This window comes from Inquilinus sp. NPDC058860 (assembly GCF_042743185.1).
Lineage (GTDB): Bacteria > Pseudomonadota > Alphaproteobacteria > DSM-16000 > Inquilinaceae > Inquilinus.
The window spans coordinates 137,073-149,188 of the sequence record NZ_JBHYMS010000003.1; the positions used below are offsets into that span (position 1 = coordinate 137,073).

The following is a 12,116-nucleotide window of genomic DNA, read 5'->3' on the forward strand; positions in this document are numbered from 1 at the left end:
TTATCGGCAATTCTTGTTCATGGTATGTTCCATGAAAATCGCGCCGACCGACCCCGACATGCATCGGACGCGGTGGGCGCTGGACTCGCGGCGCGAGCTGGTCCAGTCCGACCTGCGCACCAAGCGGATCAGGCGCATGTCAGTCCCGGACGCCAACCCCTGCCCCCTCCCGCAAGGGCTACGGCATTCACACATCGCCTCTTTTGAGTCCCCCTCCCCTCGCGGGAGGGGGAGAGTCCGTAGGTTGGGTTCGCGCCAGCGAACCCAACACCCGTTCAGGTTGCGCGATGTTGGGTTCGCTTGCCGCGAACCCAACCTACACTGATCGGACGGCCTACCGCCCCGCCTCGTCCAGGAGCCGGATCTCGTCCGCCGCCAGGATCAGCCGGGTGGCCGCGATCTGGTCCTCCAGCTGCTCCGGGCTGGTGGCGCTGGCGATCGGGGCGGTGATGCCGGGGCGGGCGATCAGCCAGGCCAGCGCCACCGTGGCCGGACGGACCCCATGCGCCTCGGCCACCCGGTCGAGCGCATCGAGGATGCGCAGGCCGCGCGGGTTCAGCCGGTCCTTCATGCCGCCGCCGCGGGCGCTCTTCGACAGGTCGGCCTCGCTGCGGTACTTGCCGGTCAGGAAGCCGCTGGCGAGCGAGAAATAGGTGATCACGCCGATGCCCTCGCGCCGGCACAGATCCTCCAGCGGCCCCTCGTAATGCGACCTCTCATAGAGGTTGAAATGCGGCTGCATCGTCTCGTAGCGCGGCAGGCCCTTCTCGGCGCTGAGCTTCAGGGCGGAGGCCAACCGCTCGGCGGAAAAGTTCGAGGCGCCGATCGCTCGCACCTTGCCGGCGCGGATCAGCTCGGCATGCGCCGCCAGCGTCTCCTCCTGCGGCGTCTCCAGGTCGTCGTGATGCGACTGGTACAGGTCGATGGCGTCGACCTGCAGCCGGCGCAGCGAGTTCTCGACCTCCTCGCGGATCCAGGCCGCCGACAGGTCCTTGCGCTGCGGCCGGCCCGGCATCTCCCAGCCGACCTTGGTGGCGACCACCACCCGGTCGCGCTTGCCGCCGCGCTTCAGCCATTTGCCGATGATGGTCTCCGACTCGCCGCCCTGGTTGCCTGGCGCCCAGGAGGAATAGCAGTCGGCGGTGTCGATCAGGTTCAGCCCGGCATCGACGAAGGCGTCGAGCACCCGGAAGGAGGCGGATTCGTCCGCGGTCCAGCCGAAGACGTTGCCGCCGAGGGCCAGCGGCCCGACCCGGATGCCGGACCGGCCGAGATTGCGCAGTTCCACGATGATCTCTCCTTCGATCGGATCCGGCCGGGCGCCCGCGGCCCGGCCCGACATCTGCGGCCATTGTCCGGCGTGCCGCGGCGCCCCTCGCCCCCGTCCCAATGTAGGCGCGAGGACCGCCCTGCCAACAGCGTCGAGGCAAGCGACTTGATTTTCTTATTCTGAGAATTAGAGTAACTGAAGCGACACCGATTCGGGCCGCCCCTGTCCTCGTAATTCTCGAAGTGAGCAGAACCCGATGTCAGCCCATGCCGAGTACACCCCTGCCGTGGCCGCGCGCATGGCGCCGCTGTACGGCCGCCTGTCCTGCGTCATCCCGGCCTTCGACTGGCCCGGCTTCGCCCCCGACATCGACGCCATCCTGCGGCTGAAGCGGGAGCGCGACGCGGTGATCCTGGCGCACAACTACCAGACGCCGGAGATCTTCCACGGCATCGCCGACATCACCGGCGACAGCCTGGCCCTGGCGCGCGAGGCCGCGCGGGTCGAGGCTTCGGTGATCGTGCTGTGCGGCGTGCATTTCATGGCCGAGACGGCGAAGCTGCTGAACCCGGCCAAGACCGTGCTGATCCCCGATGCCGCGGCCGGCTGCTCGCTGGCCGAATCGATCACGCCGGAGGATGTGCGCCTGCTGCGCCGCCGCTATCCGGGGGTGCCGGTCGTGACCTATGTCAACACCTCGGCCGCGGTGAAGGCGGAAAGCGACATCTGCTGCACCTCCGGCAACGCCGTGCGCGTGGTGGAGAGCCTGGGCGTGCCGCGCGTCATCTTCATCCCGGACGGCTACCTGGCGGCCAATGTCGCGGCCGAGACCAGGGTCGAGATCATCGCCTGGCAGGGCGCCTGCGAGGTGCATGAGCGCTTCGGCCCGGGCGATATCCGACAGCTGCGCGAGGCCCATCCCGGCGTGGTCGTGCTGACCCATCCGGAATGCCCGCCGGAGGTGGTGGCCGAGGCCGACTTCGCCGGCTCGACCGCGGCGATGAGCGACTATGTGGCGCAGCAGCGGCCCGGCCGGGTGGTGCTGGTGACCGAATGCTCGATGAGCGACAACGTCGCCGTGCGGTTCCCGGAGATCGACTTCATCCGGCCCTGCAACCTGTGCCCGCACATGAAGCGGATCACCCTGCCCAAGATCCGGCGCGCGCTGGAGACGATGACCGAGGCGGTGGAGCTGGATCCCGCCGTCGCCGGCCGCGCCCGCACCGCGGTCGAACGCATGCTGGAGGTCCGGTGATGGACGCGATCTCCCCCCGCCCTCAGGACCGGGTCGTGGTGATCGGCGCCGGCATCGCCGGCCTGGCCACCGCGCTGCGGCTGGCACCGCTGCCCGTCCTGCTGCTGTCCGCCGCGCCGGTCGGAACCGAGGCCGCCACCGGCTGGGCCCAGGGCGGCATCGCCGCCGCGCTCGGCCCCGACGACGATCCCGCCCTGCACGCCGCCGATACGCTGGCGGCCGCGGCCGGCCTCGGCGACCCGGAGGTCGCCCGGCGCGTCACCGAGGCGGCGCCCGGCTGCATCGTCTGGCTGGCCGAGCTCGGCGCGCCCTTCGATCGCTCGGAGGCCGACGGCTTCGCCCTGGGCCTGGAGGCCGCGCATGGCCGCCGCCGCATCGTCCATGCCGGCGGCGACGGCACCGGCGCCGCGGTGCTGCGGACGCTGGCTCGGGCCGCCGAGTCCGATCCGCGCATCACCATCCGCCACGCCCGCGCCACCGCCCTGCTGCGCGACGAAGCCGGCATCTGCGGCGTGCTGGCCCGGGAGGACGGCGCCCCGGTCGCGATCCCGGCCCGGGCCGTGGTGCTGGCGACCGGCGGCGTCGGCGGCCTCTATGCCCACACCACCAATCCGCTCGGCGCGGCCGGCACCGGCCTGGCCCTGGCGGCGCGGGCCGGGGCGGTGCTGCGCGACCTGGAGTTCGTGCAGTTCCACCCGACCGCCATGGCCGTCGGCCGGGACCCGATGCCGCTGGCCACCGAGGCGCTGCGCGGCGAAGGCGCGGCACTGGTCACGGCGGCGGGCGAGCGGGTGATGGCGGAACATCCGCAGGGCGACCTGGCTCCGCGCGACGTCATCGCCCGCGCCGTCTTCCGCAAGGTCATGGCCGGCGAGCCGGTGTTCCTCGACGCGCGCCCGCTGGGCGGCAGGCTGGACCGCTTCGCCAGGGTCACCGCGCTGTGCCGCGAGGCCGGGCTGGACCCGGCCCGGCAGCCGATTCCGGTCCGCCCGGCGGCGCATTACCACATGGGCGGCGTGGCGGTGGACGCCCGCGGCCGCAGCTCCGTGCCCGGGCTGTGGGCCGCGGGCGAGGTGGCGGCGACCGGCCTGCACGGCGCCAACCGGCTGGCCAGCAACTCGCTGCTCGAGGCCCTGGCCTTTGCCGGCTGGATCGCCGAGGACATCCGCGGCGGCGAGGCCCGGCCGCCACTGCGCCCGCTGCCGCTCGGCGCCGCCCGCCGCCCCGCCCCCGACGCCGGCATCGTCGCCACACTGCGCGGGCTGATGGAGCGCCATGTCGGCGTGGTCCGCGACGGCGCCGGGCTGATGGCCGCGATCACGGCGCTGCGTCCGCTGGCCGATGCCGCCCCCTCGGCCTTGTCCGACCGCGCCCTCGCCGGGCTGCTGATCGCCACTGCCGCCTTGCGCCGGCGCGAGAGCCGCGGCGCCCAATGCCGCAGCGACCGGCCCGAGGCCGACCCGGCCTCCGCCCCCTCCTTCCTCACCCTCGCCGATGTGCTGGAGGGCGATGCGCCCCGCACCGGCACCGCCCGCCTGTGAGGCCGATCATGGATCTCCCCTCCCTCCCCGCCCTGCTGGTCGAGCCGATCGTCCGCGCCGCCCTGGCCGAGGATCTCGGCCGCGCCGGCGACATCACCAGCGCCGCGGTGATCCCGGCCGAAGCCCGGATGCGCGGCGCCATCACTGCGCGCCAGCCCGGCACCGTGGCCGGCACCGACGCCGCCGCCGTGGCCTTCCGCCTGCTCGACCCCGCCATCGCCGTCACCGTGCTGCGCCCGGACGGCAGCCGGGTGGAACCGGGCGATGCGGTGATCCGGATCGACGGCCCGGCCCGGCCGATCCTGGCGGCGGAGCGGGTGGCGCTGAACCTGCTGTGCCGCCTGTCCGGCGTCGCCACCGCCACGGCATCGCTGGTCGCGGCCGCCCGGCCGCACAAGGCGCGCATCGCCTGCACCCGCAAGACCACGCCGGGGCTGCGGGCGCTGGAGAAGCACGCGGTCCGCGCCGGCGGCGGCGTCAACCACCGTTTCGGCCTCGACGACGCGGTGCTGATCAAGGACAACCACATCGCCGTGGCCGGCGGGGTGCGGCCGGCGATCGCCCGAGCCCGCGCCGCGGTCGGGCATCTGGTCAGGATCGAGGTCGAGGTCGACACGCTCCACCAGCTCGACGAGGCCCTGGCAGAAGGCATCGACGCCGTGCTGCTGGACAACATGACGCAGGACCAGCTGCGCGAGGCGGTGCGCCGGGTCGACGGCCGGGCGGTCACCGAGGCCTCCGGCCGGGTGACGGCGGAGACGGTGCCGGCGATCGCCGCGTCGGGCGTCGACCTGATCTCCACCGGCTGGATCACCCATTCGGCGCCGATCCTCGACCTCGGCCTGGATTGGGAGGGGTGACGGCGGATCCGGCCGTCAGCGGCTGCACGGCCCGATGATCCGGTCGACCGCCAGCACCGGCACCGCCGCGGCGCCGCGGCGTTCGAAGCGGCCGTGGACCAGCAGGCAGCCGCCAGCGGCCCAGGCGCGCCAGATCTCGTTGCGGGCCTGGTCCAGCAGCTCCGGCTGGGCTGCGATCGCCGGCGGCGCGTCGCCGGCATAGGCCGGCGGGACCGTTCCGGCCGCGACGCTCTCGTCGTCGACCGGCACCACGCCGCGCCAGGGGCAGGGCTGCTTCAGGCAGCGCACGCCGGTGTCGCCGACCCGGAACAGGCCGGGCGGCGTTGCCTGCGCGGCCGCTCCGGCGAAGGGCGCCGTCGCCGCCAGGATCACGGCGACCGCCGTGGATGCCAGGGATCGTCTCATGCGGCCCTCCTTGCCGTCGCCTGCCACGCTCCCGGAACGCCATGGCGAAAGCATGGCCTCGTTCCCGCTCCGGCCCCACCCCGGTTCGCGGTCGAGACTAGCCGGATTCGCCGCCGTCGGCATTCCGTTCGGCGGATCGGCGTAAAGCTCTCGGCAATTGGGGGTTCCATCCGCTACAACGCTGGGGATGACTCTGATCACCTCCACCGCCGAGCTCGCCGCCTTCTGCGACCGCATGGCAGCGGCCGACTACATCGCCATCGACACCGAGTTCATGCGCGAGCACACCTTCTGGCCGAAGCTGTGCCTGGTGCAGATCGCCGGGCTGGACGAGGCCGCGGCGATCGACCCGCTGGCGCCCGGCATCGACCTGGCGCCGCTGTTCGCGCTGGTCCACGACCCGAAGGTGCTGAAGGTCTTCCACTCCGCCCGCCAGGATGTGGAGATCTTCGACCATCTGACCGGGCGGGTGCCGACGCCGCTGTTCGATACCCAGGTCGCGGCCATGGTCTGCGGCTTCGGCGAATCGGTCAGCTACGAGAACCTGGTCGGCAAGCTGGCCAACGCCCGGATCGACAAGTCCTCGCGCTTCACCGACTGGTCGCACCGGCCGCTGACCGAGCGCCAGATCGACTATGCCCTGGCCGACGTCATCCATCTGCGCCCGGCCTATGAGGCGCTGCGCCAGCAGCTGACCAGGTCCGGCCGCGAATCCTGGCTGGCCGAGGAGATGGCGATCCTGTGCGACCCGGCCACCTACCGCACCGAGCCCGACCAGGCCTGGCTGCGGCTGAAGCCGCGCAACGCCTCGGCCAAGTTCCTGTCGATCCTGCGCGAGGTGGCGGCCTGGCGCGAGCGCGAGGCGCAGAAGCGCGACATCCCGCGCGGCCGCATCATGAAGGACGAGGCGCTGCTGGAGATCGCGGCCCACACCCCGCGCGACATCGATGCCATGGCCCGGATCCGCGGCATGAGCCGCAACATGGCCGAGGGCTGGCAGGGCCAGGGGCTGATCGCGGCAGTGGAGCGCGGCCTGTCGACCCCGCCCGACCAGGCGCCGAAGCTGGCGCAGCGCCCGCCGACCCCGCCCGGCATCGCGCCGCTGGTCGAGCTGATGCGCGTGCTGCTGAAGATGAAATGCGAGGATGAGGGCGTGGCCCAGAAGCTGGTCGCCGGCAGCGACGACCTGGAGGCCATCGCCATGGACGACGACGCCCAGGTGCCGGCGCTGCACGGCTGGCGCCGCGAGATGTTCGGCGAGGATGCGCTGGCGCTGAAGCGCGGCGGCATCGCGCTTGCCGTGCAGGGCCGGCGGATCCGGGTGGTGACGCTGTAGACGGAGAAGGCGGATGATGCGGAGCGCCCTGATCGGACTCGTCCTTCTCGTCGCGCCCGCCGCCGCGTCGGCGCAGGAGACCGAGCCGCGCTTCGCCTGGCCGGTCGCCTGCACCCTGGGCCAGGACTGCTTCATCCAGAACTATGTCGACGCGGCCCCCGGGCCGCGCTTCGCCAATTTCCGCTGCGACCGCCTGGGCTACAACGGCGACAACGGCACCGACATCCGCCTGCCCGACCTCGCCGCCATGCGCAAGGGCGTCGACATCCTGGCGGCGGCCGACGGTACGGTGGTCGGCGTCCGCGACGGCGAGCCGGACATGTCGGTCGATCAGCGCGGCGCCGACGCGGTCAAGGGCAAGGAGGCCGGCAACGGCGTCACCATCGACCATGGCGGCGGCTGGCACACCCGCTACGCCCATATGAAGCAGGGCAGCGTCCGGGTGCGGCCGGGGGACACGGTCAAGGCGGGGCAGCCGCTGGGCCAGGTCGGCCTGTCCGGCAACACCGTGTTCCCGCATGTCGAGTTCAGCGTGTTCAAGGGGGAGACCTTCATCGACCCCTTCACCGCCCTGCCGATCGGCTCGGGCTGCCAGCAGGCCGGCCATCCGCTGTGGGCCACGGACGTACCCTATATCCCGACCGGCCTGCTGATCGCCGGCTTTGCCGCCGGCCCGGCGGACTGGGAGGCAGCCCGGCGCGGCGACTATGCCGACATCAAGGGCGGCCGGAACGCCCCGCTGGTGCTGTGGGCGGAGAGCTTCGGCGTGCGGGGCGGCGACACCCAGACCATCACCATCATCGGCCCCGACGGCAAGCCGGTGCATCGGGACCAGACCGTGCTGGCGGAATCGAAGAACCTCTGGTCGGCCTTCAGCGGCCGCCGCGCGCCGCCCGACGGCTGGAAGCCCGGCACCTACATCGGACGCTATCGGCTGCAGCGCTCCGACGCCGTGCTGATCGACGCCGAACGGAAGGTGGAGATCCCGTGACCAGGCCGGTCCTCTACGGCGCCCGCTACAGCGTCTATGTCCGCACCGCGCTGCTGGCGCTGCAGGAGAAGGGCGTGGACTTCGACCTGGTCGAGGTCGACATCTTCGCGCCGGAGGGGCCGCCGCCGGGCCATCTCGAGCGCCACCCCTTCGGCCGCATCCCCGCCTTCGAGCATGACGGCTTCACGCTCTACGAGACCGCGGCGATCACCCGCTATGTCGACGAGGCCTTTCCCGGGCCGGCGCTGCAGCCCGCCGACGCCCGCGGCCGGGCCCGGACGACCCAGATCATCGGCGTGCTGGACAGCTACGCCTACCGCCCGCTGGTCTGGGACATCTATGTCGAGCGGGTGTCGAAGCCGCGTGCGGGCCGGCCGAGCGACGAGGCCCTGATCGCCGCGGCCCTGCCGCGGGCCGGGCTGTGCCTCGATGTGCTCGACGGCTTCCTCGGCGGCGGCCCCTGGCTGCTGGGCGACGGGCTCAGCCTCGCCGACCTGCACGCGGCGCCGGTCCTCGACTATTTCCGGATGGCGCCGGAAGGGCGCGACCTGCTGGCGCGGCACGAGCGGCTGGCCGCCTGGTGGGACCGCATCGCCGCCCGGCCGTCCGCCGAAGTGCTGGGGCGGAGTTAGCCCCAGACCGGCGAGCGGCCGCAGCTCAGCAGGACCGATCGGAGATGGGCGACGATCCGCGCCTCGTTCTCGGCCGAGCGGCCGGCCCGCATCGGCCTGCGTGAGGTGTCGTCGTCCGTGTCCTGCCGCAGTGCGGTCGAGCCGTCGTGATCCATGGTCGTCCCCCGGTGATGTCGATCACCATCAGTACAACCCTGGAAGATGGCGGCATCGGGCCGATCCGGAGTCGCGGCCTGCCACAATCGCGGCGTCAGGCGCGGATGACCCCGGCGCCAACCGGTGCCGGGTCGGCGAAGACGAAGGGCCGGACCAGCAGCCGGCGCTTCCAGTGCAGCAGGCCGAGCCCGCCCTGCTCCAGCGCGCCGTAGAGGACGAAGCGCACGCCCCGCACCCGCGGGTCCTCGCGGCACAGCAGCCAGCGCACGATCTCGACGAACAGCAGCTTCATCGCGCCGGAGGACAGGTGGCCGGCATGGCCGAGGAAGCTGACGATGCGGATGATGTTGCCGATCCGGCGCAGCACGATGGTGCCGACCAGCCGGTCGCGCCCGCCGTCGTCGATGAACACGCCCCAGTCGACCGCCCAATGCTCCGGGCATTCGGCGTCGAGCCAGGGGTCGCCCTTCACGGCGCTGCCGCGGCCGAAGCGCTGGGCGAAGGCCTGCGGCACCGGCCCGCCGGAGCGGAACAGCTTCGACGCCTCGATGTCGCGCATGTCGTCGCCCTGGGCGAAACGGTCGAAGATCCGGCAGTGATAGCCGGCCTTCGCGGCCTTGCGCGTCTCGCGCAGGATGTAGCCGAAGGAGTGCTTCCGGATCTCCTTCTCGTAGGCCCCGGCATCGGCGAAGGGGGCCAGGTCGAGGAGGCAGGGCGTGCCTCGCCACAGCCGGGCGATGCCGTCCGGCCCGCGCCGCGTGTACTTCGCCAGATAGTCGCGATGCGCCGCCACCATGTGGTGGCAGAGATGGCCGCCGGTGCAGTCCTCGGTCTGCAGCCGCAGCGCCGCCTCCGGCAGATCGGCGGTGCGCAGCCCCCAGATCCGCAGGCGCTGCTCCTTGCGCAGCCGGAACAGCACCGGCTCGACCCCGCCGAGATAGGCCCGCATCGCGATACCGGAAACAGAGATCGCCACGAAACCTCTCATCGAATCCTTCGTACTCGGCACGAGTATGGGGACAATCTCTGTCTTCGATCAATGAATTCGGATCCAAACCCCAGAATCATCGAGTGCATTTTTACGAAAATCCAATGCTCGGGAACACGATCCTACCGCCGCGCACCGTCCTGCTCGGCGGTTTCCCGGCCGTCCGATCTCTGGCACCCTGCCCATGGCCGGCACCGCCGGCGGAGACCTGGACATGACGCTCGACGACTATCTTCTCTTCCTGCCCGCCTGCTTCGCGCTGAACATGGCGTTCGGGCCGAACAACCTGCTGTCGCTGTCGAACGGCGCCCGCGACGGCACGCTGCGCGCCGTGGCCGCCGCCTCCGGCCGGCTGGCCGCTTTCGCCATCATGATCGCCATCGCCGGGCTCGGCCTCGGCACCCTGCTCACCGCCTCGGAGCTCGCCTTCGCGGTGGTGAAGTGGCTGGGTGCCGCCTATCTGATCTGGCTCGGCATCAAGCTGCTGCGCGCCGACGCCCTGGCCCCGGATCGGGAAGCGGCCGGACGGTCCCAGCCGCTCGGCACCCTGATCCGGCAGGAATTCTGGGTCGCGGCCGGCAATCCGAAGGCGATCCTGATCTTCACCGCCTTCTTCCCGCAATTCGTGGTGCCGCAGGACTACGCCGCCAGCTTCACCCTGCTCGGCGCCAGCTTCCTGGTGCTGGAGGGGGTGGCGATCACGATCTACGCCCTGATCGGCGCCCGCCTCGGCCGGTATGTCCGCAGCGCCCGGCCGTTCCGCTGGCTCAACCGGATCTCCGGCGGCCTGATGATCGGCTTCGGCCTGCTGCTCGCCACCGCCCGCCGGCCGGCGGGTTAGGGCGACGAGCACGGGTTAAGGAGGCGAGCACGGGAAGGACGATGACCGACCACCGCCAACATGCCCCCGCCGCGGCGCGCAACCGGGATCCGATCCTCGCCGTGCTGCGCGGCGTGCTGCCCCGGACCGGCACGGTGCTGGAGATCGCCAGCGGCACGGGCGAGCACATCATGCATTTCGCCGCAGCGATGCCCGGCCTGGTGTTTCAGCCGTCCGACGCGGATCCGGAGGCGCGGCGGAGCATCGCGGCCTGGGCGGCGGACAGCGGCCTGAGCAATCTGCGCCCGCCCCTGGCGCTCGACGCGGCTTCATCCATCTGGGAGGTGACGGCGGCGGACGCGGCGCTGTGCATCAACATGATCCACATCTCGCCCTGGGCCTCAACCGAAGGGCTGATGCGCGGCGCCGCGGCGATCCTGCCGCCGGGTGCGCCTCTGTACCTCTACGGCCCCTACCGGCGCGCGGGCTTTGCGACGGCGCCGAGCAACGAGGCCTTCGACCGCGACCTGCGCGGGCGCAACCCGGCCTGGGGCCTGCGGGAGCTGGAGGCCGTCGCCGCCCTCGCCGTTGCAGCAGGCTTCTCGGGCCCTGCCGTCACCGAGATGCCGGCCAACAACCTGAGCGTCGTGTTCCGCCGGCGCTGACCGCCGGCCTCAGAGACCGTTTGGAAACGCGCTGGCGTGAGTCGGCTGGCGGTGGTTTCGAGACCCGGCGCGCAGCGGACGTTTGAGTCCGTGAGCACCGGAAGCGCAGAAACCGCCGTCAGACGGCCGCGCCAGTAGCGTTTACAAGCGGTCTCAGGCCTCGACCCGCCAGCCCGGCACGGTCTTGCCGCGGAACACATGGACGTCGTCGCCGCCCGGCACCACCAGCCGCTCCGGCAGATCCTCGGCGCCGCGGACCAGGGTGACGCTCTCCTCGTTCACCGGCAGGCCGTAGAAGGCCGGCCCGTTCAGCGAGGCGAAGGCCTCGAACCGGTCCAGCGCCCCCTCCTCCTCGAACACCTGGGCATAGCAGGCGACCGCAACCCGGGCGTTGAACACGCCGGCGCAGCCGCAGGCCGTCTCCTTGGCATGCACCGGATGCGGCGCGGAATCGGTGCCGAGGAAGAAGCGCGGATCGCCCGAGGTCGCCGCGCGGCGCAGCGCCAGGCGGTGCCGCTCGCGCTTCACCACCGGCAGGCAGTAATAGTGCGGCCGCACCCCGCCGACGAGCAGGTCGTTGCGGTTCAGCACCAGATGCTGCGGCGTGATCGTGGCGCCGACCCGGCCGTCATCCTGCGCCAGCACGAAATCGACCCCGTCCTGGGTGGTGACGTGCTCCATGACGATCCGCAGCTCCGGGAAATCGGCGCGGATCGGCTGCAGGTGGCGCTCGATGAACACCGCCTCGCGGTCGAAGATGTCGATCTCCGGATCCACCACCTCGCCATGCACCAGGAGCGGCAGGCCGATCGCCTGCATCCGCTCCAGCACGGGGCGGACCTTGGCCAGGTCGCGCACCCCGCCATGCGAGTTGGTCGTGGCCCCGGCCGGGTACAGCTTGACCGCCGTCAGCACGCCCTCCGCCTGGCCGCGGGCGAGGTCGTCGGGGTCGGTGCCCTCGGTCAGATAGGCGGTCATCAGCGGGGTGAAGCGCGTCCCCTCCGGCAACGCCGCCAGGATGCGGTCGCGATAGGCCCGGGCGTCGGCGGTGGTCACCACCGGCGGCGTCAGGTTCGGCATGATGATGGCGCGGGCGAAATGCGCCGTGGTGTGCGGCAGCACCGCGCGCAGCATGGCGCCGTCGCGCAGATGCAGGTGCCAGTCGTCGGGGCGGCGGAGGATGAGGCGATCAGTCAT

At 72.0% G+C, this 12,116-nt stretch carries 13 protein-coding genes; 8 read left to right on the forward strand and 5 right to left on the reverse strand.

The annotated features are described in order from the left end of the window. Window positions 1-334: 334 nt before the first annotated feature. A complete protein-coding gene (locus tag ACFW16_RS03420; protein ID WP_380301880.1) occupies window positions 335-1,288 on the reverse strand; it encodes an aldo/keto reductase in 954 nt (317 codons plus the stop codon). Window positions 1,289-1,526: 238 nt separating this feature from the next. Between ACFW16_RS03420 and nadA the strand changes: the two genes are divergently transcribed. Genes nadA through nadC form a run of 3 tightly spaced genes read left to right on the forward strand, consistent with a single transcriptional unit; the run spans window position 1,527 to window position 4,926 of the window. Then, a complete protein-coding gene (gene nadA, locus ACFW16_RS03425) occupies window positions 1,527-2,525 on the forward strand; it encodes a quinolinate synthase NadA (RefSeq protein ID WP_380301881.1) in 999 nt (332 codons plus the stop codon). Beyond that, window positions 2,525-4,066, forward strand: coding sequence for an L-aspartate oxidase (locus tag ACFW16_RS03430; RefSeq protein ID WP_380301883.1), 1,542 nt, complete (start codon window positions 2,525-2,527; stop codon window positions 4,064-4,066). Before nadA ends, ACFW16_RS03430 begins: the two co-directional genes overlap by 1 nt. A gap of 8 nt (window positions 4,067-4,074) precedes the next feature. Then, on the forward strand, window positions 4,075-4,926 hold the full coding sequence (gene nadC / locus ACFW16_RS03435; RefSeq protein WP_380301885.1) for a carboxylating nicotinate-nucleotide diphosphorylase: 852 nt from the start codon (window positions 4,075-4,077) through the stop codon (window positions 4,924-4,926). A 15-nt stretch (window positions 4,927-4,941) separates the two neighbouring features. Here the strand turns inward: nadC and ACFW16_RS03440 are convergent, their stop codons facing one another. Next, entirely contained in the window at window positions 4,942-5,331 is a 390-nt protein-coding gene (locus ACFW16_RS03440; RefSeq protein ID WP_380301886.1) for a hypothetical protein, read from the reverse strand. A gap of 187 nt (window positions 5,332-5,518) precedes the next feature. On the opposite strand from ACFW16_RS03440, the gene rnd reads away from it, so the two are divergent. The 3 genes from rnd to ACFW16_RS03455 are packed head-to-tail and all read left to right on the forward strand — an operon-like array spanning window position 5,519 to window position 8,290. Continuing rightward, window positions 5,519-6,667 (forward strand): ribonuclease D, encoded by a 1,149-nt coding sequence (rnd, locus tag ACFW16_RS03445; protein ID WP_380301888.1) that lies wholly within the window; start codon window positions 5,519-5,521, stop codon window positions 6,665-6,667. 13 nt (window positions 6,668-6,680) lie between these two features. After that, window positions 6,681-7,658, forward strand: a complete 978-nt coding sequence (locus tag ACFW16_RS03450; RefSeq protein ID WP_380301890.1) for a M23 family metallopeptidase — start codon at window positions 6,681-6,683, stop codon at window positions 7,656-7,658. Next, on the forward strand, window positions 7,655-8,290 hold the full coding sequence (locus ACFW16_RS03455) for a glutathione S-transferase family protein (protein WP_380301892.1): 636 nt from the start codon (window positions 7,655-7,657) through the stop codon (window positions 8,288-8,290). The genes ACFW16_RS03450 and ACFW16_RS03455 overlap by 4 nt, the downstream gene beginning before the upstream one ends. On the opposite strand, the gene ACFW16_RS03460 is transcribed toward ACFW16_RS03455, so the two are convergent. Both ACFW16_RS03460 and ACFW16_RS03465 read right to left on the reverse strand, forming a co-directional pair. Beyond that, on the reverse strand, window positions 8,287-8,445 hold the full coding sequence (locus ACFW16_RS03460) for a hypothetical protein (RefSeq protein WP_380301894.1): 159 nt from the start codon (window positions 8,443-8,445) through the stop codon (window positions 8,287-8,289). The two genes, ACFW16_RS03455 and ACFW16_RS03460, sit on opposite strands and share 4 nt — an antisense overlap. A gap of 95 nt (window positions 8,446-8,540) precedes the next feature. Then, window positions 8,541-9,422 (reverse strand): hypothetical protein, encoded by an 882-nt coding sequence (locus ACFW16_RS03465; protein ID WP_380301896.1) that lies wholly within the window; start codon window positions 9,420-9,422, stop codon window positions 8,541-8,543. 226 nt (window positions 9,423-9,648) lie between these two features. Here ACFW16_RS03465 and ACFW16_RS03470 point away from each other — a divergent pair, with 226 nt between their 5' ends. Together ACFW16_RS03470 and ACFW16_RS03475 are read left to right on the forward strand one after the other, a co-directional pair. After that, window positions 9,649-10,275, forward strand: coding sequence for a LysE family translocator (locus tag ACFW16_RS03470; protein WP_380301898.1), 627 nt, complete (start codon window positions 9,649-9,651; stop codon window positions 10,273-10,275). 41 nt (window positions 10,276-10,316) lie between these two features. After that, window positions 10,317-10,919, forward strand: coding sequence for a DUF938 domain-containing protein (locus ACFW16_RS03475; RefSeq protein WP_380301900.1), 603 nt, complete (start codon window positions 10,317-10,319; stop codon window positions 10,917-10,919). A gap of 153 nt (window positions 10,920-11,072) precedes the next feature. On the opposite strand, the gene pyrC is transcribed toward ACFW16_RS03475, so the two are convergent. After that, the gene (gene pyrC, locus ACFW16_RS03480) at window positions 11,073-12,116 is read right to left on the reverse strand and encodes a dihydroorotase (RefSeq protein WP_380301902.1); all 1,044 of its coding nucleotides are present in this window, start codon (window positions 12,114-12,116) and stop codon (window positions 11,073-11,075) included.

Excerpts from the sequence above, each read along its gene's own strand:
- ACFW16_RS03430 (WP_380301883.1), top strand. The coding sequence starts at position 2,525 with ATGGACGCGATCTCCCCCCGCCCTCAGGACCGGGTCGTGGTGATCGGC.
- ACFW16_RS03440 (WP_380301886.1), bottom strand. The coding sequence starts at position 5,331 with ATGAGACGATCCCTGGCATCCACGGCGGTCGCCGTGATCCTGGCGGCG.
- pyrC (WP_380301902.1), bottom strand. The coding sequence starts at position 12,116 with ATGACTGATCGCCTCATCCTCCGCCGCCCCGACGACTGGCACCTGCAT.
- nadA (WP_380301881.1), top strand. The coding sequence starts at position 1,527 with ATGTCAGCCCATGCCGAGTACACCCCTGCCGTGGCCGCGCGCATGGCG.
- ACFW16_RS03450 (WP_380301890.1), top strand. The coding sequence starts at position 6,681 with ATGATGCGGAGCGCCCTGATCGGACTCGTCCTTCTCGTCGCGCCCGCC.
- ACFW16_RS03460 (WP_380301894.1), bottom strand. The coding sequence starts at position 8,445 with ATGGATCACGACGGCTCGACCGCACTGCGGCAGGACACGGACGACGAC.
- ACFW16_RS03470 (WP_380301898.1), top strand. The coding sequence starts at position 9,649 with ATGACGCTCGACGACTATCTTCTCTTCCTGCCCGCCTGCTTCGCGCTG.
- ACFW16_RS03475 (WP_380301900.1), top strand. The coding sequence starts at position 10,317 with ATGACCGACCACCGCCAACATGCCCCCGCCGCGGCGCGCAACCGGGAT.
- nadC (WP_380301885.1), top strand. The coding sequence starts at position 4,075 with ATGGATCTCCCCTCCCTCCCCGCCCTGCTGGTCGAGCCGATCGTCCGC.
- rnd (WP_380301888.1), top strand. The coding sequence starts at position 5,519 with ATGACTCTGATCACCTCCACCGCCGAGCTCGCCGCCTTCTGCGACCGC.